This is a genomic window from Veillonella nakazawae (assembly GCF_013393365.1).
GTDB lineage: Bacteria > Bacillota > Negativicutes > Veillonellales > Veillonellaceae > Veillonella > Veillonella nakazawae.
In genome coordinates this window covers 433,198-456,743 of record NZ_AP022321.1, presented here as the reverse complement: position 1 = coordinate 456,743, position 23,546 = coordinate 433,198, and the positions used below count along the sequence as shown (strand labels likewise).

The 23,546-nt window shown below is 36.3% G+C and carries 24 protein-coding genes and 3 tRNA genes; 5 read left to right on the top strand and 22 right to left on the bottom strand.

What is annotated here, in order from left to right; all coding sequences use genetic code 11:
- The first annotated feature begins 175 nt into the window (after positions 1–175).
- Both pyrF and pyrE read left to right on the top strand, forming a co-directional pair.
- Positions 176–895 carry an orotidine-5'-phosphate decarboxylase gene (gene pyrF, locus VEIT17_RS01980; RefSeq protein ID WP_178884520.1) on the top strand — a complete coding sequence of 240 codons (720 nt, stop codon included), beginning with the start codon at positions 176–178 and terminating at the stop codon, positions 893–895.
- Positions 892–1,479: an orotate phosphoribosyltransferase gene (gene pyrE / locus VEIT17_RS01975; RefSeq protein ID WP_178884519.1), complete on the top strand. Its 588-nt coding sequence runs from the start codon at positions 892–894 to the stop codon at positions 1,477–1,479. Before pyrF ends, pyrE begins: the two co-directional genes overlap by 4 nt.
- A gap of 190 nt (positions 1,480–1,669) precedes the next feature.
- On the opposite strand, the gene VEIT17_RS01970 is transcribed toward pyrE, so the two are convergent.
- The 12 genes from VEIT17_RS01970 to VEIT17_RS01915 form a co-directional block, all read right to left on the bottom strand.
- Complete coding sequence (locus VEIT17_RS01970; protein WP_005387933.1) at positions 1,670–2,116, bottom strand: hypothetical protein; 447 nt, start codon at positions 2,114–2,116, stop codon at positions 1,670–1,672.
- 9 nt (positions 2,117–2,125) lie between these two features.
- Positions 2,126–2,701: a DUF1700 domain-containing protein gene (locus VEIT17_RS01965; RefSeq protein WP_178884517.1), complete on the bottom strand. Its 576-nt coding sequence runs from the start codon at positions 2,699–2,701 to the stop codon at positions 2,126–2,128.
- The gene (locus VEIT17_RS01960) at positions 2,688–3,017 is read right to left on the bottom strand and encodes a PadR family transcriptional regulator (RefSeq protein WP_178884515.1); all 330 of its coding nucleotides are present in this window, start codon (positions 3,015–3,017) and stop codon (positions 2,688–2,690) included. The genes VEIT17_RS01965 and VEIT17_RS01960 overlap by 14 nt, the downstream gene beginning before the upstream one ends.
- A gap of 337 nt (positions 3,018–3,354) precedes the next feature.
- Entirely contained in the window at positions 3,355–4,449 is a 1,095-nt protein-coding gene (locus VEIT17_RS01955) for a S1C family serine protease (RefSeq protein WP_178884513.1), read from the bottom strand.
- Positions 4,450–5,122: 673 nt separating this feature from the next.
- Entirely contained in the window at positions 5,123–5,812 is a 690-nt protein-coding gene (locus VEIT17_RS01950) for a response regulator transcription factor (RefSeq protein WP_005387927.1), read from the bottom strand.
- A complete protein-coding gene (locus VEIT17_RS01945; RefSeq protein WP_178884511.1) occupies positions 5,809–7,149 on the bottom strand; it encodes a sensor histidine kinase in 1,341 nt (446 codons plus the stop codon). Before VEIT17_RS01945 ends, VEIT17_RS01950 begins: the two co-directional genes overlap by 4 nt.
- A gap of 319 nt (positions 7,150–7,468) precedes the next feature.
- Positions 7,469–8,821, bottom strand: a complete 1,353-nt coding sequence (locus VEIT17_RS01940) for a pyruvate carboxylase subunit B (RefSeq protein ID WP_156719618.1) — start codon at positions 8,819–8,821, stop codon at positions 7,469–7,471.
- Positions 8,822–9,350: 529 nt separating this feature from the next.
- On the bottom strand, positions 9,351–9,677 hold the full coding sequence (locus VEIT17_RS01935; protein ID WP_178884509.1) for a hypothetical protein: 327 nt from the start codon (positions 9,675–9,677) through the stop codon (positions 9,351–9,353).
- A complete protein-coding gene (locus VEIT17_RS01930; protein WP_178884507.1) occupies positions 9,664–10,836 on the bottom strand; it encodes a glycosyltransferase family 9 protein in 1,173 nt (390 codons plus the stop codon). The genes VEIT17_RS01935 and VEIT17_RS01930 overlap by 14 nt, the downstream gene beginning before the upstream one ends.
- A gap of 69 nt (positions 10,837–10,905) precedes the next feature.
- Complete coding sequence (locus tag VEIT17_RS01925; protein ID WP_005387918.1) at positions 10,906–11,847, bottom strand: hypothetical protein; 942 nt, start codon at positions 11,845–11,847, stop codon at positions 10,906–10,908.
- Between the two features lie 8 nt (positions 11,848–11,855).
- Positions 11,856–12,794: a phosphodiester glycosidase family protein gene (locus VEIT17_RS01920; protein ID WP_039969603.1), complete on the bottom strand. Its 939-nt coding sequence runs from the start codon at positions 12,792–12,794 to the stop codon at positions 11,856–11,858.
- Between the two features lie 11 nt (positions 12,795–12,805).
- Complete coding sequence (locus VEIT17_RS01915; RefSeq protein ID WP_178884505.1) at positions 12,806–13,609, bottom strand: polysaccharide deacetylase family protein; 804 nt, start codon at positions 13,607–13,609, stop codon at positions 12,806–12,808.
- A gap of 266 nt (positions 13,610–13,875) precedes the next feature.
- Between VEIT17_RS01915 and VEIT17_RS01910 the strand changes: the two genes are divergently transcribed.
- Positions 13,876–14,667, top strand: a complete 792-nt coding sequence (locus VEIT17_RS01910; RefSeq protein WP_178884503.1) for a carbon-nitrogen family hydrolase — start codon at positions 13,876–13,878, stop codon at positions 14,665–14,667.
- A gap of 94 nt (positions 14,668–14,761) precedes the next feature.
- On the opposite strand, the gene VEIT17_RS01905 is transcribed toward VEIT17_RS01910, so the two are convergent.
- From VEIT17_RS01905 to relB, 4 genes are all read right to left on the bottom strand, one after another.
- Positions 14,762–15,847 (bottom strand): hypothetical protein, encoded by a 1,086-nt coding sequence (locus VEIT17_RS01905; protein ID WP_178884501.1) that lies wholly within the window; start codon positions 15,845–15,847, stop codon positions 14,762–14,764.
- Positions 15,848–15,913: 66 nt separating this feature from the next.
- Positions 15,914–16,126: a hypothetical protein gene (locus tag VEIT17_RS01900; protein ID WP_178884500.1), complete on the bottom strand. Its 213-nt coding sequence runs from the start codon at positions 16,124–16,126 to the stop codon at positions 15,914–15,916.
- 10 nt (positions 16,127–16,136) lie between these two features.
- A complete protein-coding gene (locus VEIT17_RS01895; RefSeq protein WP_178884498.1) occupies positions 16,137–16,403 on the bottom strand; it encodes a type II toxin-antitoxin system RelE family toxin in 267 nt (88 codons plus the stop codon).
- Positions 16,393–16,614, bottom strand: coding sequence for a type II toxin-antitoxin system RelB family antitoxin (relB, locus tag VEIT17_RS01890; RefSeq protein WP_005387906.1), 222 nt, complete (start codon positions 16,612–16,614; stop codon positions 16,393–16,395). Before relB ends, VEIT17_RS01895 begins: the two co-directional genes overlap by 11 nt.
- 528 nt (positions 16,615–17,142) lie before the next feature.
- Between relB and pgtP the strand changes: the two genes are divergently transcribed.
- Positions 17,143–18,516, top strand: a complete 1,374-nt coding sequence (pgtP, locus tag VEIT17_RS01885) for a phosphoglycerate transporter PgtP (RefSeq protein WP_060924140.1) — start codon at positions 17,143–17,145, stop codon at positions 18,514–18,516.
- 53 nt (positions 18,517–18,569) lie between these two features.
- Here the strand turns inward: pgtP and VEIT17_RS01880 are convergent, their stop codons facing one another.
- The 6 genes from VEIT17_RS01880 to VEIT17_RS01855 all read right to left on the bottom strand — a co-directional run bounded on the left by VEIT17_RS01880 (position 18,570) and on the right by VEIT17_RS01855 (position 22,608).
- Positions 18,570–19,091, bottom strand: coding sequence for a DUF4178 domain-containing protein (locus VEIT17_RS01880; protein WP_178884496.1), 522 nt, complete (start codon positions 19,089–19,091; stop codon positions 18,570–18,572).
- 130 nt (positions 19,092–19,221) lie between these two features.
- Positions 19,222–20,670: a hypothetical protein gene (locus VEIT17_RS01875; protein WP_178884495.1), complete on the bottom strand. Its 1,449-nt coding sequence runs from the start codon at positions 20,668–20,670 to the stop codon at positions 19,222–19,224.
- Between the two features lie 78 nt (positions 20,671–20,748).
- Positions 20,749–20,834, bottom strand: a tRNA-Leu gene (locus VEIT17_RS01870).
- A 12-nt stretch (positions 20,835–20,846) separates the two neighbouring features.
- A tRNA-Phe gene (locus VEIT17_RS01865) sits at positions 20,847–20,922 on the bottom strand.
- Positions 20,923–20,943: 21 nt separating this feature from the next.
- Positions 20,944–21,019, bottom strand: a tRNA-Asp gene (locus tag VEIT17_RS01860).
- Between the two features lie 374 nt (positions 21,020–21,393).
- Positions 21,394–22,608 (bottom strand): inverse autotransporter beta domain-containing protein, encoded by a 1,215-nt coding sequence (locus VEIT17_RS01855; RefSeq protein ID WP_178884493.1) that lies wholly within the window; start codon positions 22,606–22,608, stop codon positions 21,394–21,396.
- A 258-nt stretch (positions 22,609–22,866) separates the two neighbouring features.
- Between VEIT17_RS01855 and VEIT17_RS01850 the strand changes: the two genes are divergently transcribed.
- The gene (locus VEIT17_RS01850; RefSeq protein ID WP_178884491.1) at positions 22,867–23,484 is read left to right on the top strand and encodes a DUF2939 domain-containing protein; all 618 of its coding nucleotides are present in this window, start codon (positions 22,867–22,869) and stop codon (positions 23,482–23,484) included.
- The last annotated feature ends 62 nt before the right edge of the window (positions 23,485–23,546 follow it).

Here is a 23,546-nt window from a genome sequence, read left to right as displayed (position 1 = left end):
AAATCTATATATAAGAATTATATTCATTTACTCTCCTTATTATAGCATGAAACAGTCTATAATCTACCGCTTAAAGGTGACCAATAATCACCTCTTTCACATCAATTTTAATTGACAGATGGGCCCTCTGTATGTGAAAATTATTTAGATATATATGTAGTATGGAGGTTGCAACATGGCAGATGACAGATTAATCGTTGCCCTTGACGTATCCACGATGGATGCTGTAAAAGAAATCGTATTATCCCTCGGTGATTCGGTTAGCTTTTACAAGGTCGGAATGGAGCTATTCTACGCCGAAGGAGCAAAAACAATTCGCTTTTTACAAGAGCAAAACAAACAAATATTTCTTGATTTGAAATTGCACGACATTCCAAACACCGTAGCCCATGGAGTTTCTTCCTTAACACGTCTCGGCGCTAGTTTAATCACTTTGCATGGTCAAGGTGGCCCTGTCATGATGAAAGCCGCTGTAGAGGCAGCTCGTGAAAGCGGTGAAACACTAGGCGTTGAGCGACCAAAATTATTGGCTATCACTGCTCTAACTAGTTTCGACGATGAATCTTGGACTGCTATCGGTGGCCAACTACCTATTTCCGACCAAGTAATTCGCCTTGCTAAGCTCGCTAAAGATTGTGGGATGGATGGCGTTGTGTGCTCCGCCTTAGAAGCTAAGATGATTCGCGAAGCATGTGGCGATGATTTCCTCATCGTAACACCTGGTATTCGTCCTTCCTTTGCAGCAACAGACGACCAAAAACGCGTTGCTACTCCTGCTAGCGCATTACAAGATGGCGCATCTCGCCTCGTTATCGGCCGTCCTATTACACAAGCTGAAAATCCTCGTGAAGCAGTTCGTTTAATTATTGAAGAAATGGAGAATGTATCCAAATGATGACAGAACAAGAAGTAAAACAATTATTGATCGACACTCAAGCTATTTTAGAAGGTCACTTCCTTTTGACATCTGGACTCCACAGCCCAATGTACGTTGAAAAATTCAATGTATTGCAACATCCAAAATATACAGAAGCACTTTGTAAAGAATTAGCTGAACGCTTCCGTGATCAAAACGTTGAGCTTGTTATTGGCCCTATGACTGGTGGCATCTTACTAGCTCACGAAGTGGGTAAAGCACTTGGCACACGTGCAATTTTCACAGAACGCGAAAAAGGTGTTATGACATTGCGCCGTGGCTTTAAAATTGAGCCAGGCACACGCGTACTTATCGTTGAAGACATCGTAACAACTGGTGGTTCTGTACAAGAAGTAGTAAATGTTGTAAACCAATCCGGTGGTGAAATCGTAGGTGTAGGTTTGCTCGTTAACCGCTCTGGTGGTAAAGCAGAATTCGGCGTACCTCACGAAAAAGTACAAGCATTGCTTAACCTCGAAGTTCCTACATATAAACAGGAAGAATGCCCTCTTTGTAAAGATGGCGTAGCTATGACCGAACGTGGTTCTAAACACATCAAATAAAATTATAAACAGATACAAAAAGAGCTCCTTCACTGAGGAGCTCTTTTTGTTTGTGTGTAGTTATTGTGTGTAAGAGAGAGATTCTGATACGAATGTATCACGTAGAGTGTATGGCTCTACGGTGGCCATGAATGCACTTTCATGACCACGCACTCTAAAAGTGTTGTGAGAGAAAAGAATCAATAGAATACTATTGATTTTGAGTAGTCTGTGGTGCACCTTGTTCCACAGGTGGTTGAGGCGCATTACCATTTGGTTGTCCCCCTTGAGGCATTTGGTCAGGTTGACCTTGTTGCCCTATTTGACCTTGCGGAGACATTTGACTATTTTGATACATATGTTGACCATTATTTGGCCCCATACCATCTTGAGGTATCATTTGGTTTTGACAATTTTGGTACATATGTTGACCATTATTTGGCCCCATACCATCTTGAGGCATCATTTGATTATTTCCATCCATCATATGTTGGTCCATATGCATATTAGAACCATCATGTCTATGTGGTTTTCTAAACTGTTGTTCATTGGTTTTCATCCATTCGCCAAAATTTGGTAAATCATTTACAGCAAAGGATGTACCTACCCCTACAGCACTGATTACAGTTAGAATGGCAGCAATTATAATTCGTCTCATAGGTCCTCCTTAATCTACATTGCTGAAATAACGTTCGCGTACACCACGAAGTTCAATACCAATAAAGATACATGTAAGGCCCCCAAAGAGACCTACACCACCAAGTGCAACTAAAGTTACCAATGATAATACAGGAAATGCCGTTACATTCTCGAATGGTTGCCAAGAGCTACCTAATAAATACAGGATTGCCGGCGTAATAATAAATATAAGAACCCCTACAATATATGACAAACCACTTCCAATAGATAACAATGTTTTAGATGCTTTTTTAGCCATACCTGGCAACTGCGGCAATAAACGCTCTTTGTAGTCATCAAAGCGAGCATAAATTTCTTGCATATTAACAGATTTACTGTTACCACCATCTTGGCCTAATGTATCTGTAATAATGCCAGCATCCACATAGGATGCATAAATCTCCTCTGGGGTCCCCAAAGATTTAATAATTTCACCATCTGTAAGGCCTTTTTCATAACCTACGGCAAAGTGCTCTTCATAAACCTCTATAATACTTTCTACATCTGCAACGCGTGCCTGCTTAAATATATTGCGCAGTGCTTCTAAAAAGCTATTTTTGTCCATTATAGTCGACTCCTTTCAACAGGATATTGATGACACCAGAAAATTCATCCCATTCTTGGCGCATCTGATTGTATGCTTTACGGCCATCTGCCGTGATGTGATAATATTTTCGAGATGGTCCTGTAGAGGACTCCTTCAAATAGGTCTCAACATACTTTTCTTTCTTTAATCTATTAAATAATGGATATATCGTTCCTTCCGAAATTTCAATATATTCGGAAATGGTGCTTACGATTTCATATCCATAGCGATCACTTTGTGTTAATAGTGCTAGCACAAGCATATCCATAACACCTTTTTTTAATTGAACTTGCATAGTTCCTCCCTTTAGGTTGTGCCTACCTGCCAATGTGAAAGCTCTCTTACGGTCACTATCATGTACTGACAAATACATAATAACACAAGGTACATCGTAATGCAAGGTACCTTGTTAAAAATATATTTTGCAAAATATAAATCCACGCTTTTAACGACCTATAAACACTGATAATATCTGCTTTTATAAAACAAAAACTATCTTAATTTTTTCTAATTTTACTAATGTCACCCTATATGTATCACACATACTTCGGCTACAACATAAAAATCCCCATCCAACGGATGAGGATTTTTCATTGATTTTAAAATAATCTATTTACTCTAACATCAGCTATTTATTTTGAAGTTGCTTGGCCTAATTTAAGCTGTGTACTCTTCATTTTGCCATTGTGAGTATAAGATACCAAAACTGTATCACCAGGGCTCTTAGCGTCAATTTGCTCTTTTAATTCTAACAATGTACTAATATTCTTGCCATCAATTTGAGCAATTGTATCGCCTTCTACTAAACCAGCCTTTGCAGCAGGACCATTCGCATCAAGTTGGACAATAAGAAGACCTTCACCTTCATAGCTTACATTGTTACGTGCTGCTGTTTGACGATCTACAGCCCATACACCAATATAAGGACGTACAACCTTACCATTTTTAATAATAGAGTCTACAACGGTCATAGCGGAATTAATAGGAATGGCAAATCCCATACCTTCCACACCTTCTTTAGAAATCTTAGAGCTATTAATACCAATTAACTCTCCATCCGCATTGATGAGAGCACCACCAGAGTTACCTGGATTAATAGCTGCATCTGTTTGAATCAACGGGAAGCGTTGCCCTTGATCATCAATAGTACGTGCTAAGGCACTGATTACACCAGATGTAACAGAGCCTTTAAACTCTAGGCCTAAAGGATTACCAATGGCGATAGCCGGTTCCCCTACTTGCAAGGAATCAGAGTCACCAATTTTTATAGGTTGAATATCCTTTGGTGGATCGATTTTAACAACAGCTAAGTCTGTTTGGGCATCTGTACCGATAACTGTACCTGTGACGGTAGATCCATTGGACAAGGAAACTGTAACCTCTCCATTTTTAGCACCAGCTACAACGTGATTATTTGTTACGATATGTCCATCATTATCAATCAATACACCAGAGCCTACACCTTCCCCAGCATAGATGGTACGGTTAAAAATATCCTTTTGGAAAACTTGTGTAGTAATCCCCACTACAGCCGGACCAGATTCTTTTGCCGCTTGAACTACGTATGTATTACGTGTATCTGTAATAGGTTTAGTTTGTTTAGTTTGCTCCTTCACAGTTGTTTGATGTGTAACAGGATTACCAAAGAAATAGTATCCTCCACCTACGCCAATACCGAGGGCTAGCACACAAGCAATAATTGATTTCTTATATTTTGAAAAATTCATGCATATCTCCTTATATCATCTTTTAATGATTTCTTATTGTTATATTTCTTATCATATAAACTGCCAATCGCAATCGAATACACACTGTAACAACAATGTAATATAGCAGTATGTAGCAGTATATAGCTACTTTCACCAAAATCAATTTTATAAAATCAATTTTTGATGAACCTATTATAGTACGCAAGACTTTACATTGCAAGATAACAATTTATTACATCTATTATAAAAATATAATTTCTATAAATAATATGTATCTTGTAATATGTTAAAAGCAAAGCTAATTTCAAGACGATTCAACTATAGAGAAATTACATATAAATATATCTATATAAAAATGTACCATATAAAACATAAAGGGCATTCACTAGCCGTCGCTAGGAATGCCCTTTATGCATATAGTTTGAGAGTGTAAGGACTGTTGAGAGAGAGTATATGTGATCTAGATAAGTTGAGAGAGAACTTATTAAGAGAGAGAAGTTTAGTTGTTTCTTATCTAGAATCAAAAGTCAGCCTTACTTAGATAAGTATACATGGAATATCTAAACTATCAAAGGAAGTATATAAACAATTTTTAAATCTTTGATTATATCTATATAATAACTTCCTATAAACTCATATTTTATCAACAGCCACCAAAAACGTGAGCGTTATATGAAAGTGATTTCAGTTATCAAACAAATTTATAACCAACGCCCCATACAGTAATGATGTGCTTACTATCGGATGGATTATCTTCAATTTCTTCACGTAAACGGTTGATATGTACAGCTACTGTTGCATAATCACCATAGGAATCTAGCCCCCAAACGCGAGAATATAATTCTTCTTTACTAAATACAATATCACGATTGCGCATCAAGAATTCTAATAACTGGAATTCTTTCTTTTTAAGGTGAACTTCTTTTTCGTTTACCCAAACTTTCATCATCTTAGGATCAAGACGGATTTCTCCAGATTGAATCGCATTGGTTTCCATAGCATCACGCTCTGTTAAACGCTTATATTGTGCTAACATAGCTTTGATTTTTGCAATCAATACAGATGGAGAGAATGGTTTTTCAATATAGTCATCAGCACCTACACCGAGACCACGGATTTTATCGATATCATCAAGTCGGGCTGTTACCATAACAATTGGTACACGAACCTTGTCACGAATTTGGCGGCAAACTTCAAAACCATCCATTTCTGGCAACATAACATCAAGGATGATAAGGTCTACAGGAGTATTTAAGGCAGCCTCAATACCCTCAGTACCATTAGTCATAATAGTTACATCATAACCTGCCACCATCAAATAATCACGCTCAATATTGGCGATATCCAAATCGTCTTCAATAATTAAGATATGTTCACTCATGATTCTTCTCCTTGTTTAGGAAATTCTAATATAATACGTAGACCATGTGGTCTTACATTTTCAATCACAACTCGGCCTTCAAAGATTTCCATAATTCGACGAATAATCGATAATCCAAGACCACTACCTTCTTGTGGATTCGTACGAGATGAATCTACACGATAGAATGGACGCATTAGACGTTCTAGAGATTCTGGTGGTACCCCTGGGCCATCATCACTGATAACACAGTATACAAAATCATCATCACTAGTTACATCAATAACACAATGACCAACATCGGCCATTTTATACTTAGCACTATTGTTCAACACATTTTGTAAAACTCGCTGTAACAATTGTGGGTTTGCATTAATGAAAGCATTTTCCGTTGCTATACGAAATTTAATTTCTAGACCTCTTGTTTGATAAGGAGCCAAATGATCTTCTACAAAATCACGTACATATTGACCGAGTTCAATTCGTTCAGATGGACGCGACTCTTTTTTATAATTCAAAGTTGTAATGAGGAATAACTCCTCTAACATCGAATCTAAATCATTAGCACGTTTCAAAATGATTCCCATGTAGCGTTTTTGTTGCTCTTCTGTTGGTGCTATACCATCGCGAACACCTTCTGCATATGCTTTAATCGCTGTTAACGGCGTTCGAATATCATGGGAAATCCCTGCTAGTAACTCTTTTTGTTGCTCCTGTTCCATTTCAATCTGACGATTGGCCATTTCTAAGGATTTTGTCATATTCTTAACATGAATCATGATAAAGCGTGTAACAAATCGGTTAATAGCAAAGAATGTAACAATAAAGAGTAATATAGCCACTACAATAATATAGAAGGAAACTGATTCCATTAAGCTATCACTACCATGAGTAGCGCGCTTTATAGCAATATGATATACGTAAGCATGACGCCCATCGTATTTCCGCATTTCATAGACAAACGTATTATTGGACTGATATACAATACCTTGTAATTCAGGGTTTACATCAATAAGACCAACAATAGCAGAAGCGCTATAGATTTGAGGATTACCATAGCTGTACACCATATTACCTTGATCTAGTACCTCTACATATACTTCCTTTGGATCAAGTAGACTATAGCTAGGCTTTACTAAGCTATCTATTAAGTTGTTTTCTAAACCATAAAAGGTAATTGTTTCAGTGATTCGACTGACACTTTTAAACTGTTGTTCCTGCTCAATACGCAAATAGTAACCGGCATTAGCCAATATGCGCAGACCTGTAAAGTATAGCAAAAATAAGATAATTGCTATCAAAATAGGCACTACAAAGAGCACAACATTGGATATCCAAATCCGTATTTGTAAATTCACAGGGTTACCTCAATATCATAAATATTAGATACTTCTTATAGTTTACGCTATTTTTAATACTTAAAGCAAGTATATTAATCAAAAAAATAATGTAGCTTTCATTTCTTATTCATTATCAGTTTATAATTAGCCGTTATTACGTGTGTTCTATATGTCTTTTATTATCTAGTGTTTTTAAATTTTAAATACAATCTACACGTATCCGGGTAATTAATTTCTATATAGCATGGGTAGTTTTTAGGACATCAAAACAAGAGCTGATGAATACTTTTTAAGCAAAAAAAGAGGATTCCTAAGGAATCCTCTTTTACTTTTTAGATTAACGACGATTTGCATCGAAGAAGTTAATAGCAACTTCTGGGAACATAGCGTAAGTCAATACGTCTTCGTCAGTGATACCATTATAGCCTTTGGAAGCCAAATCTTGACGGTAACCATCCAATTCAGGTTCGATAAGATCTGCTGGACGGCAAGTGATAGGTTCTTCATCACCAATGATAGTGTGACGAATTTCGTCAGAAATTTTACCAGGCAACGCACCATATTTACCGCGTACAAGGTCTTTAACTTCGTTAGGAACCATTTTGTAACGGTCGCCCATCATAACGTTCATCATAGCCATTGTACCAACGATTTGGGATGTTGGAGTTACCAATGGAGGGTAACCCAAGTCTTCACGAACGCGTGGCATTTCATCCATAACGTCGAAGAAGCGATCGCCCATACCCATTTCGTTCAATTGGTTTTGAGTATTGGACAACATACCGCCAGGAATTTGGTAACGACGAACAGCTGGGATTACATCGCTAGCTGGTTTCAAGTTGAATTCTTCAGCGATTTGTTGTTTTACTTTACGGAAGTGGTCAACTAATGGAATGTATTTATCAAGGTCAAGACCAAGATCCCATTCAGTACCTTTGAACATTTCGATCATAGTTTCAGTAGCTGGTTGGCTAGTTGCATGAGCGAATGGAGAGATAGCAGTATCGATGATATCTACGCCAGCTTTAGCAGCTTCCCAGTATGTAGTGCTTGCAAGACCGCAAGTGAAATGGCTGTGCAAGTCGATTGGCAATTCACCAAAACGTTTTTTGAATGTGGAAACCAAATCATATGCATCAGCAGGTCCTAACAAACCGGACATATCTTTGATACAAAGGGAATCAGTACCCATTTCTACCAATGTTTCAGCTACTTTCAAGAAGCTTTCAGTTGTATGAACTGGAGAAATAGTGTATACCATTGCGGATTGAACGTGTGCGCCTGCTTTTTTGGAATATTTAATAGCAGCTTCCATGTTACGAGGGTCGTTCAATGCGTCGAAAATACGGATACGGTCAATACCATTTTTTACAGCAGCTTTACAGAATGCTTCCACTACATCATCAGAGTAATGTTTGTAGCCCAACAAGTTTTGGCCACGAAGTAACATTTGTAGTGGTGTATTTTTTACATTAGCTTTTAATTTGCGAAGGCGTTCCCATGGATCTTCATTCAAGAAACGAAGACAGCTATCATAAGTAGCGCCGCCCCAACATTCAAGAGCTTCATAACCAATTTCATCTAAAAGGCCAAGCACTGGTTCCATTTGTTCATAACGCATGCGTGTTGCCAAAATAGATTGATGACCGTCACGAAGAACGGTTTCGCAGATTCTTAATTTTTTAGCCATGTTAATCCTCCAAATCGAAATAGTTTTGTGTATGTAATTTTATACATCCACCACACAACTATCTCATACCTATTTTTTTACGATTTTTGTAGAACTTGCTCACACAGGCAAATACTCTACAAATCGTTAAGACATACTTATATTAGACTACTTATAGAATTCTTTGTCAACAACCACATTATGCAATTTACTCATGATTTCATGTGTTCTTTTATGATTTTTTCGTGATGGAACTCACAATAAAGTGCTAAAAAGCTAGAGTTTAACGTGTATTTTTAATCAAATCTTCTTCTTATTAATTGCTCTTTTTAATGAGAAACAAAAATTTATTTCGTAATAATTTTTAGTTATTATTTATCAGCTTTCAAAGTATATCGGTATTTATAAATCTAGTAATTCGACAATCATCGGTACACTTATAACCTTATCAATTTTATTGATAATAACCCCCGTATTTCTACATTTTATAAATATACAAAAGAACCTACCTTTTATAGGTAGATTCTTTTACTAAATGCTCTTTATCATATTATTTTTCAGGTTTTACCTTTTTAGGTGCTGTTTCAAGAACAATATTTTTACCATCTCTTTTGACTTGGATAGAGAAGTCTCCTTCCCCTTCTTTAAAGTATTCCATCTTAATGTCGAGCAACATTTTACCAATTAATGTTTCTACCTTCTCTGTAAGGAATTCACGATAAAATGCATCTTCCTTTTGTTTTGGACTTTGATGTACTACAGGTTTCTTTGCAGAACGTTCCATATCTAGCATAGTATCTTCAAAATTTTCAGTATCTTTAAAGTTTTTCATCATATCCGCATCGGATAAACCTTTTTGAATTTTAAACTTTGCCATGTTTATCTCCTATCAATTCGAAAATCGCCTTTTTCACTCTTACGGAGTCAATACCAGACATACAATATTGATCAGGCTTAGGACAGCGTCGTTTACGACAACCTAAGCAATCTAACTCATCATTAACAAGAACCTTAAAGTTTCCCGTTAATGGACCCCACAGTTTAGGATCCGTAGGGCCAAATAATGCTACTACTGGTTTATTTAAAGCCAATGCAATATGTAATGATCCTGTATCAGCAGTCACTACTACATCGCAACTTTCAATTAAAGCCCCTACCTCTTGAAGTGTAGTTTTCCCCAGCATATTTAGCATAATTTTATCAAGGCCATCAGCTGTTAAGGAATCCATTAATGGTTTGTATTGAGTAACCTCCTTTGGACCACCTAAACAAACAAAATTAGCTCCATACTGAAGGGATTTAATAAGAGAATACCATTTCTCTTGAGGCCACTCTTTCGTCGCCCAGGACGTGCCTAACACAAGACCTACACGTAGTGGCTTTTCTACTTCGCTACGCTCCAAAAATGTGTCATAACTAATTGATTTCCACTGTTCTTCTGCCCAAACATGCAAATTAGGTGGCACAAAAAAGTCCATGTGGTATAGCTTTTTACCAGTTACCCCATTTGCTATACAAGGTTTTACATTATCCTCAGAAACAGCACTGGATACATTTAGGTCACTATGCTCTGTAACAGCAGTATTCAGTAATTCTGCTACCTCTATATATCGCTTAATAACATGATCCGTACTTGGCTTTGCTTTGTAGTTTGTAAACAGCCAATTTAGTTCTTTTGTACCACCAAGGCCAAGGCGAATAGGTGCACCTGATGCTAATAAAACGAGCCCTGTTATGAGTCGCCCTTGTACATCCACAGCCACATCAAATTTATATGGTTTCAACTTATCTCTAAGCTCCCACCACATGCGCCACATCGTTGGAATATGTAGTTTTTTAGAATGTGCTTCGTATTCATCCCGTTCCCATGGAATGATTTCATCTACATAGGGATTGTTCTTTAAAAGTTCTACCATACTAGGTGTTACAATCCAATGGAGCTTTGCCTCTGAATAGTGTTCTTTAATCCAGCGTGCTGCAGGTGTAGCATGTAGTATATCGCCTATGTAGCTGAGTCGTACAAATAATATATTCATATATATCCTTTTAGTACAAACTAGTATAGGAATAAAGCCTTTATAATGAATCATTATAAAGGCTTTTTCTTAAGATTTCTTTTTGCTATCACTAGAAGATTTAGAAGATGTATCATCTTCTGTTACCTTCGTAGTTTCGTCACTACCATCCTTAATGATAGTTTTTACATCAGACAATGTTAATTCATTGAATGTTGTTGGATGATTGTATTTATAAACTGGTTTGAAGCCTACACCGAGTTTACCAGTGTAAACAGTTAAGGCATTGTTATCCTCATCAACACGAGCAATATAGATAGTTTTATCCATATCAACACCGATTAAGCGGAATCGTCCTGGTGGGTTGATAACACGCCAACCACCTTCAATACCATTAAACATGAAGATATCCCCAGTCTTGGCATTATCATAGAAGAATCTATCTTCATCATAGAATACGCCAATATGACCAATATCTGTAGCTTGCATATAAACGCGACGCGTATCATAGTTAGCATCAGTACGATAAATGCGATATGCGTGTTCTTGAACCTTTACCTTCATATAAACAACGTTTGTCGCTTCAGAATACGCAGCATCTACGATTTTACTGTTACGAGGCAAATCTTCAAGTTTAGTATCTACTTCATGTTCAGGATCATCCGCATTGAGACGAGCCATAACAACCTCTCTAGAGTCATATAGACCCATGATAGCATAGTTACGGTCAGGCATCCAACTAAAGTAACTAATAGAACGGCCCTTCAAATCAATCGTTGTAGGCTTGCTTTCATTAGCCTTATAAATTTTTAAAGAGCTTTCAGTAACAACCGCCATGAACTGACGGTCATAAGATACATATTTAGTTCCTTCCTTTACATCAGGAAAGTTCTTAGTATCATCCTTTGAAGCACCAGCCACATTAAAATCCGTAGTCGGTGCAAACATATATTGATCAAGGTATAGGTACACCCCACCTTGCAGAAGAATACCTACCGCAAAGGCGCTCAGTACACGCGTAAAAGGTTTCATGTGTCCTCCTATTTCACGATAAACGCCGTTGGGATCATGCGTTCCCCTAACAAATCGGCTGGTTTGTTTACTACTTTACCATTGAGGTATAGCGTAGAACTAGAACCACCATCTAAATTCGCTGCAATATAGCAACCTTTTTCATAGAGAATATCTTGTACGTCACGTAATGTAGCGCCAAGAGAATAACCTGGTTGACGACCATCAATTACGAGGAATAGTACTGTACCATCTTTCTTTTGACCGATAGCAGTACGTGGACCTACGCCCCAGCCGCCATCGCCTTCAGTAATCATCTTCTTACCATCTACGATAAGAGGTGGGCCAAAGGTAATACCTTCCATGGCTTTCATATCACCAAGTTGTGTTTTGTCATAGTTACCTGCAATAAGGTTACCAGATTTAGAGAAGCCTACAAAGTCTACCGCTTCCTCAGGTCCTACATCTTTACCGATGACATATTCACCATCATGCAAGATAAAGCCATATGGCAAACGGCCTGTACCAGTACCATTAGGATCGTGGAAACCACCGCCATTGATAGCAGCTACCGCATTATTCATCTTCGCAATATTACTTGTAGTATCGCCTTTTTCTTGAATATTAGCAGCTGTACCGACTTCAATACGACGAGGATCTGGAATTTCAAGAATATAGCCTACATAACGAGCAGACTGAATTTTTTCAAGGTTTAAACTCTTATCTTCACGAGCATTAAACTTGAACAAATCTTGGCTTTTAACAACACCAACAGTGCCCAAAATAGATTGCAATTCATCTTCACTGAATAGCCATGTAATGTAATGAGGATGGCGAGATTGCAATATGGCACCAATAACGGCGCGCTTTACATTATTAAACGGTCCAAAGAGCACCACGAATGGTGAGGTTACAACGGTAAATAGGAACACCATGATGATGAACTTTACCCAATTCTTTTTGAACAATGTATTTCTCCTTATAAATCAGTGAAATGCTCGGTGCTAATGCGTTCTTCAAAATGTTTGATATCAACAGCATTACCAACCCAAACACGCAAAATGTTATATGGATTATCACCTGTATGAGCCCAGCCAGATTTCATGGCCATACTCATTTTAATGCCCGCTTTTTTAGTGGCAGCATCGGTGAATTCATTTTTATCTCCATAAGGGTAGCAGAACCAAGGATTATCCTTAATGCCTACTTCTTTTGCAAGAGCTTCTTGAGCCTTCGTAATATTTTCTATTTGCTTAGCTTCAGACAATTGGCCCATTTCGATATGTTGGAACCCGTGATTAGAAATGGTGATACCATTCTTATGCATTTCACGAATTTGATCCCAAGTTAACCGAGTGCCTACATCGCCAGGATTGATAAATACAGTAGCTGCAAAACCATATTCTTTCATAAGTGGATATACGATAGAATACGTATCAGCATATCCGTCATCAAAGGTTAATACAACTGGTTTCTCTGGCACTGCAGCACCATTTACAACGTATTCATACAATTGGTCCATCGTCAATGGATTATAGCCATTATCCTTGAGGAACTTCATTTGTTCTCTGAATAAATCCTCACGAATAACCGCATCATTATCTTTATCGTCGCCAATTTTATGATACATAAGGACAGGAATGCCCGATGGATGTACCATCTTAACTTCTTTTACTGGTGGCGCTGAACTAGTAGGCTCTGTTTTTTGTGAAAGCAGTCCACATCCTGCTAAAACCATTGTCAATGCGACAACTAATAGTGTTACCAATGGAATCCGTTTCATAGGTCCTCCTCTATTAGAACACAATTATATACAGAATATTATAACATTTCTATGAAGAATAGTAAAAACTTCCCCCATATACGTATAGCTAAAACAGATGATTTATAACCTAAAGAGATATATACTCTAAAACACCTTTAACGATAATTTATGTTGTAATCTAGAATGGAATACTTTAAGTTGTAATCTAGAATGGAATGCTTTAATATTCTAATTATAATACAAATCACTAAAATTATACGCTTTTAATCGATAAAGGATTTGCCATGAAAAAACGCTTAGCCCTCTTACAAATGGACGTTCACGTAAACGACGTAGAATATAACTACAATCGCGTTCAAGAGTTACTCACTCAATCACTTACAGAAAATCCTGATATTATTGTATTACCTGAAACCTGGAACACTGGTTTTTATCCATCCACAGATTTAATCAATATTGCCGATAATAATGGGGACCGCACCAAAGCCCTATTAAGTGCATTCACTAAAGAACATAATGTAAATATTGTGGGCGGATCTGTAGCTGTGTCAAAAGATGATCTAGTATTCAATACATCTTATGCATACAACCGTGAAGGTACTCTCGTAGGTGAATATTCCAAAATGCACGGCTTTAGCCCCGCTAAAGAAGACAAATACTTTGCTAGTGGTACTCATACAACTCATTTTGAACTCGATGGGATTCCTTGTAGCACTGTTATCTGTTACGACATCCGCTTCCCTGAGCTTGTAAGAATGGCTGCATTGCCTGGCACAGAATTATTATTTGTGCCTGCTCAATGGCCTACTATGCGTCTACGACACTGGCAAGTACTCAATGAAGTGCGGTCTATTGAAAACCAACTCTTCGTCTGTGCCGTAAACGGCTGCGGCACAGTAGGCCGTGTTCAAAGTACAGGGCACTCCGCGGTATATGATCCATGGGGTACAAACCTACTCGAAATGGACACTAACGAAGGTATTGCTTCCGTAGATATCGACCTCGCTGTAGTCGAAGATATCCGTAACAAAATTAACATCTTTAGAGATCGCAAACCTGAACTCTACAACCTATAACAAAAAGTACATTATAAAGGCACATTGTTTTAACTACCATCTTAAATAATACATATATAGATGGTCTGCGCATAAAACAATGTGCCTTTTATTTTTATTGTGCTGTATTAATAAAATAAATGACTCTAGTCTGCTCTGGATTAACGGCCATACCTGCAACAGTAAACATATTATATAAATAATCAAATTTAAAGATATAGAATGTATAATCTGCGTTAAATGGTTGCTTTACTTCCTTATACGAATAGTAACCTAAATATTTTTTCTGTAAAGCCTTATTTTCATCATTGGACAACACTTTATCAGAACTTAATTGACTAGTATCTTGCTCTAAGTCCAAATCCATTTGATTGTTCATTTGGTTAGAGAGCTCACGATCCACCTTTCGCTTAATATTCTCATTACTTAGCGCCATCTTATATTGATACATATTATTGAATGTATTAGTTACTTCAATCCATTCTTCTGGCAATATAGTAGACAGATATTTTCTATACTTCATCTTAACATCTTCATACGGTTTAATAGAAACACGTTCAGCCTCACCCTTAGTAATAACAACCTTAGCATGATTTTCTGCATCTTGAATATAAGGCTTTAGCTCTGATGGTTTTCCTGTGAAAGAAACTTGAATGTACCGACCATCTTCAATCGCCTTAGGCGGCTTTAAATGAATATCAACCTTCTTGGCAAAAGAAGGTATTTTCTTTGGAAAACCGGATAAATCATTCACTTTATCTACATCTATATGATTGTAATATTCCTTATCATTAACAGGATACTTAATGCTTTCTCTAAAATTAATAGCATCTACAATTTGTTTTTCAATTTCTTCTCGAGTATAAGGATTTTTAATTAAGTCTCGTTGTGGCGTACTTCTTATTTTTCTATTATGTTCCTCAATATGTGCATGCATACGCGATTCTTCATCTCGCTGCTGTAATATTTGTTCGTTATATGTTTTTTTAGCAAGATACATAACGGCATAAGATAATTCTGTTTCACCCGTTACTTTACTTTCCACATAAGGCATAACCTCTAAAGATTGGGCTCTATCAACTTGAGTAGTCTTTGTGCCCAAAGGTGTTCCTACAGATGGAGTAGATACCTGCTCAGCATTTGTTATTCCTATATTAGCAGCCAATGCGGTCACAACAAGTATAAGTCCTTTTAACTTCATTCATATCTCCATTAAATAAACCATATAAAAGAGTTGCTGTACATGTTATATAGCTACTCAGGTAATTTAAAACTCAATAAGGCGCCACATATCCTCTGGAACTTGTTCTAGAGGTTTGTTCTTAGCTATAGCGTCTTTTAGAATATCAATCGTATCTTGTACTTCTTGTTTATCCTTTGTATCTGGATCGTGAAGAACAACACGATTGAGAGAGTCTTGTCCAAATTGTTTTAAGTATTCTTTTTCTACTTGATTAAGTTCACGACGTAAGTATTTCATAGTATATCCTCTATTTGTAAATATCTTTTCTGTGCCCCACTTCTAAGGCTAAAATAATACATCTATCATCATTAATATCAGCAATGACTCTATAATTACCAATGCGATAACGCCACAGCCCTGTCTTACTACCTATTAGTGATTTTCCTGAATATCTAGGATTTTCTACATTATCTACGTTCTTGATAAGCCAATTAAAGAGATAACGTTGTGTTGATTTATCGAGTTTAGAAAATTGCTTGTCAAATCGTTTAGAGAACTCAAGTTTATAAGCCATATTTTGCACGCATTTCCGCCACAGAATAAGTAACAGGATCTTGCTTATATTCTGCTAATGCTTTTTGACCTACCTTAAGATCAAATTCATCTTCAATCTTTTCTAGTAAAGCCTTCTTAAAGAGAGTAGAAAGTGTTTCATCCATAAACTCGGCATATGTTTTAAATAACTCTTCTTCTTGTTCATTTAAACGGACTGAAATATTTGCCATATAAAGCACCTCCTTATGTAATACATTGTATTACATAAGGAGGTTTTAGTCTATTCCTTAAACTCACAAACAGCTGCATTTTAATAAAATTTTATATTTAAAAAATTAGAGAATAAAAATGATTTATGGATACATAATACTATAGATTTAATTACGCAAATTAGGCATACAAAAAAGGCACACCACCCTTCTCTCGTCTCTCAGCGGCATGCCTTTTTATGTATATAGTTACTCTCGAACTATATCGTATGTCAGTCTGGCTAACTCTCTCTAAATCCCTTTAACGACACGCCAGTATGTCACCTTTAATATACAATTATAAAATAACTTTGTCAATATTTTATAAAAATTTTATCTTCTTTATTTGCCAATAAATACTTGCAAAAGATTTATATAAATTGTAATATTAATAAATTTTATGACATCAACGCTTAATTTACTACCATTAATCATTTACATAAATCGTCTATAAATGGTATTATTAGCAGTGCACTAGAATTTGGTTATTATGAAAGAAAGGTAATAACTATGTTTTCATTTCTACAACCAAAAGAGGCAAAACCATCGGTTCCACAGAATATGATTATGAATTTATATTACAAATATAGATTTCAATCTCTAGCCGGTATATTTATTGGTTACGCTGCGTACTATATCGTTCGTAACAACTTTGCCTTATCAACTCATTTTTTATCAGATATCTTACACATGAGCAAAACGGAAATCGGTTTGCTATCTAGTGGTATGCTTATCGCCTACGGTCTAAGTAAAGGCTTCATGAGTAGTCTTGCTGACAAAGCTAGCCCTGCAAAATTTATGGCTTTCGGTCTTATTTGCTGTGCAATAATCAATATTTTTATGAGCTTTGCCGACAGCCTCGCTTTCTTCTTAGTATTAGTAGTTCTTAATGGTTTTTTCCAAGGCTTTGGTGTAGGCCCATCCTTCATCACACTCGCTAAATGGTATCCAAAACAAGAACGTGGTCGCTTTGGGGCAATTTGGAATATCTCCCATAATCTTGGTGGCGGTATCGTAGCACCAATCGTAGCTGCTGCGTTATACTTCACCACTACTGATCACTGGCAATTAGGCAGCTACGGTATTCCTGCAATTATTGCGATTGTAGTAGCTGTTATTATTGGCTTCTTGATTAAAGAAAGTCCAGAACGAGAAGGCTTACCACCAACTAGTGAAATCATTGCCGATACAGCTCATAAAGCACATAGAAGTGCAGAAGCACCTCACCTAAGCACAAGACAAATTTTTGTACAATATGTATTAAAAAATAAAAATGCTTGGTATGTGTCTCTAGTTGATACATTCGTTTACATGATTCGTTTCGGTATGCTTACATGGTTGCCTATTTACTTATTACAAGTAAAAGGCTTCTCTAAAGCAGAAATGTCCATCGCATTCTTATTCTTCGAATGGGCAGCCATTCCTTCTACAATTTTTGCAGGTTATATTTCCGATAAATTCTTTAAAGGTTATCGTATGCCACCAGCAATCATTGCAGTAAGTATTATCTTCTTCTGTATCTTTGGCTATTGGCAAAGTGAATCCCTATTATGGGTTACATTCTTTGCTGCTGTCGTAGGTTGCTTAATCTACATTCCTCAATTCTTAGCATCTGTACAAACTATGGATATTGTACCTCCATTCGCTGTAGGCTCTGCCGTTGGTCTTCGCGGCTTCATGAGTTACATCGTCGGTGCCAACCTTGGTACAACACTATTCGGTGTGTTAGCAGATAAATTTGGTTGGAATGCAGGTTTCTATCTCTTGTTGGTAGCATGTGTTCTTTGTGTTACATTCTGTGTACTTGCACACTTTGGCGCAAAAGAATTAGATGCTAAAGAAGCAGAACTTGAACAATTACAACCAGCTGAAGCAAACAGCTAACAACTAAATTCTAGAGCAAACCAAAAGGTAGCAACATATATTGTTGCTACCTTTTATTTATTCTTAAAGAAATTTGCCAAAAACCAAATAATTGGCCCTATGAATCTCACCTTCTTAACAGTATCCATTTTATCTAGAATAGCCTTAGTTATCTCTGCATTGCTTTCAAGCAACACATATTTTTTATCAACATAAACACCTTTGGAATACTCTGTCGTATGAGTCCGTTTTTCAATAGTAAGTATATGAGTGCCATTATCATCTTCATACTCTTCATAACGAGAGAAAGCACCAATATCTATATCCATATCTATATCCCCTCTTGTACCTATTGCCATCTGATAACTTCGATGAACTACGTTCATATCAGATGGTATTACTTTGCCACATAACTTTGTAAACTGATATACATCATGTTTTTCATTCCAACTGATCCAAAACTCAGCATTATTCTTATGTTTAACCAACTTATACTTATACCAAATTTTCCTATGAGTATCAATGTAACGAATTTTGCCTAGGATCGTATATAACTCATTTCGGATACGCAATGTATCACCATAGTTAAATTTCATAAAACACTCTCATTCTCAAAACAATTTAAATTATTAATTACTATGATTGTACATATAATATGAAATTCTGCCAATATGGATATAGTAAAAAGGTAGCAACATATATTGTTGCTACCTTTTATTTTTACAATCAACCTTGTTGGCAGAAATAAATGATATAGTTACTATCTGGACTGACTGCAGCACCTAAAGAATAGGGATGATTCCAACTGCCACCAAAATCAAATACATATAATACATAATTATCAGGTATTTCTACTGAATCTTCATTATATGACAATCTATGCAAATATTGTTGCTGAAGCTTTCGATTTTCTTTTTCAGTATAAGTTGGATACACTTTATCTTTGGCACGCTTATTTTCATAATCTTGTTTAGGCTTTAATGCATCTCGCGCATCTTCTATTCGTTTACGAGTTTCAAAATATCTCTTATACTTTGCACTTTTGTCTTCATCTGCAATCTGTACCTTATTAAATTCTGCTAGCACTTGATTTTCTAACTCATATATTTCATCTACAAATTTATCAATTGGATGGTCTTGTCGCTCTTGTATAAATTTACCCATCGGCACAGTTGTATTCTTTACAGTCAGTATCGACCTTGGGATTAATGCAGATAGGGAATCTGCATAGTCCATCTTCGAATCAATAAATTGTTTAACATACACATGGGATAAATCAGATTTTAAAATAACCACTTTAGAGTTAGAACGTGCTTCATCAATATATGGCTTTAATTGTTCCGGTGTACCTCCAAATGTAAGTTGTACGTAAGCCCTGCCTTGAAAAAAACTTGGATTACTATGCATATGAATATTTTTTGCAAAACCAGGTATTTTCTTTGGGAAACCAGGAATCATAGGCATCATTTTATAATCTTTGGGATTATTGATAGGATACTCAATTAATTCTATAGGTTTCAAAAGGCTCTCTAGTGACTCTTTTATTTCCTGTTTAGAGCGAACGGTAAATAAATCATGCCCTTTATTTTGATCTAAATACTCTCGAATTGCCTTTTCATTTGCTTTATCCCGATCAGCACGCGTCCTATAATCTTTAGTATTAATGGGATTTGTTAGCTTAATCTCTCCTTGACCATTCTTTTTCATATATGGGCTCACGATGCGTAAAGGTTTTTCTCGACCACCAATAAAATAACCTTGATTACGTGTTGATTCAGTATTATAGTTTTTAATTTCTTTTAGTGCTTGTTCATCCTTATCATTATAAAGTGGATCAAACGTTTTGTATTCACTACCAAAATCAGTTTTTTCTGATATTTTTAATCGCTGAGAAGCGTGCTCCTTCTCCTTCCGTTCTAATGTAATTTCATCTTCAATTGAAAGCTTTTTTGGATTTATAGATTTATCCCTTATAACAGCTTTAAAAGCACCAGGAATAATCTCAATAAAATCTAATTTCACAGGAGCTTTAGTTTGTACAGGCTGATTTGACTTTGCATTATTTTTCAGTTCAGCACTGGTATTGGGGTTTACTCCGTCCACTGTTGCCGCTAAACTAAACTGACTAGATAATGCTAGTGAAAGCAGCATCAATACAAAATATTTTTTATTCATTTCTCTCTCCTATATATACCTACAACTTTTAAAGTCATAGTAAAAAGGACCTACAGCAAACTGTAGGTCCTTATATTTTGGTGCGGTTGGAGGGACTTGAACCCTCACGAGCGTACGCTCACCACCCCCTCAAGATGGCGTGTCTGCCATTCCACCACAACCGCATGGAATACAAATGGTGCCTCAGGACAGAATCGAACTGTCGACACACGGATTTTCAGTCCGTTGCTCTACCAACTGAGCTACCGAGGCACGTTTTTTTGTAAAAAAAAATGGCGACCCCGATCAGATTTGAACTGACGATCTTCGCCGTGACAGGGCGACATGTTAACCGCTACACCACGGGGCCGCGTATCAACTCTCGTTGACTACTCGTATATATTAACATGAGGTAACCTACTATTGCAAGTACTTTTTTCTAATTTTTTGATGAATTTTTCTAAAATATGTGAAATTTAGAACTATCTACTAAAAATCGCAAATATTAGCCATTTATTTTCAGTATGCTTGAATATACTTCAAATTATGCCTATAATCATAGAAATTAAAATCACCATCACCTATAAAACGGATGCTTTTCTGATTTGTGACTTTGTCACGAACCAGCTTAAGGATAATAATAAAATTGGCACCTAAAATTCTACAAGGGAACTTTAGGTGCCAATTCAAATATAACTATACTAAATTAATTATTATATAGTATTTCTACAGATATGATACTAATTATAAATGATCCCAAGGACCGTCACGCAAGTCTTGTTCCCAGTAATACTCAACCTTCATATCACTGCGTTTAACCTTATCAAACATCTTAGAACGTGCCGAAGTCATCATATTTTCACTATGTTTACCACCAAAGTACGCATATCTAGACTTACCTAAAGTATACATAACAGATACATAAGGTTCCACAGAGCTAATATTACTTTTACCAATTCCTAAGTCTACAGAGATATGAGGCGTCACATTCATTTTAGCGCCTACCTTTAGCCCATGTATAGACTGCCACTTATGTTGGTCAATATAGAACATCTCTGTTGGCTGTTCTCCTGGTGCTTTTGTTTTCCAATGATATCCTTCCACATAACTAGATAGCCAACGAGCATTCTTATAATCACGTGTATACCGTATATCAAAGCCATCCAATACATGTTCATAAGAATATCGGGGTGTTCTACGAATACCATCAGGTGGTGTACTAAAGCTATCATGGAAAATTATTGCCCGTGGTACTTGACGCAAAGGTGTGTTAATGTCATAAGGTCCCACCTTTTTTTCTGATAGTCCATGGTATACATTGACACTAATCGTATTTAGACCAGCTACATATTCTAATCCTGCACTAACACGAGAAAATTTATCCTTAAAAGCATAGTCATAGAATACATTGGCACCGACGTAGGCATGCTCATGTGTACTAAGACGACGATAGCCAATACCAGTAGTACCGACAACACCAAGAGTATCATGTTCTACTACTTCACCTTTATCAATATAACTTCCTTGACCGTCAATTCTTCCAAGATCTGCGTCCGACCCATTCCAATATGTAGTAGTGGAAACTTTTTCGCCACCATTACCATCTAAGCGACCTTGTACAAACACCACGGATTTTCCATCTTTACCATATTGTTTTATGGGTTGTAATGTTTCTATAAAATACTTTGAGTTCATTTTCTGCTTAGAGTTATGATTCCGGTAATGGAATCGTGAATCATAGCTTAGATTATTATCGGTCATTTGTTTATTAGGCATTGCATAGTCATGATAAGAATCTTCCTGAGTCCCTTTGAAACCAATACCTATATCCGTACGATCCATCCAGCTTGATTGAACTGTTTCCCCATTATCCTTATCTGCAGCAAAAGCACATGTAGCAAAGCTAAAAGTCAATGCCGTGCATACTAAAGATTTGATAATAACCCTTTTACTAACCATAATCTACCCCTCTTTTATATGAAAATTTCATGAAAGATACTTTTATTATATATCCTTTAGCCAGCTAAAGCAATAATATATCTTATCCACTTTACAGCATATATATTCTTTATAGTTTATTAGTGCATATATTTGAAAGTTCTATTATTTTAAGTATCACTAATTAATAATTATAGTGAAGGGTCTTTGACTATGATAAAATAAATATATATTATATAAATAATAAGAATGTAATATAAAATACTTTGGAGCAATACAATGAAATCAAAATCACTTATAACCATCTTAATTATTGCTATTGTTGGTGCCTTAGCAGCAGCGTGGTATTTCATGTGGTACATTCCCCACACACCAGCTTATACGCTAAAAATTATCCATCAAGCCGTACAAGATAAAGATGCCGATGAAGCCTTACGTCATATAGATACGAAATCTATTGTAAAAAATATATTAGAACGGGAAGGCAATAAATATATAGATACATCCAATCCATTTGGCAAAGCTACTATTGCAGCAGCTAAAACATTTGGTCCATCTTTAATTGAAGATGTGATACGAAAATATATTGAAGATCCAGATAGCTTTAAATCTCAGCCAACTACAACAGACACTAATAATACGGCTCAAAGTGATGACAATATGTCCATGGTCGATCGTCTTGTAGATGGTCGCCTCTTCAAAGAGCATGATGTAGAGGTTAAAAACATTAAATCTGAAGACGATGGAGATACAGCTACCGTAACAGTAACAATCCAAAATAATAAAAAAAATATGACAAAAGATATCCGAGTTTTAATGCGTCACTTAGGTGATGGCACATGGGTTATTTACGATATTCCAGACATGGAAGACTTATATACAGTGACTCGTAAATAGCAAATAAAAAGTAATAAATAATAAGTAACTATTAATTTATACAAAATCTAAAAAGGACAGTA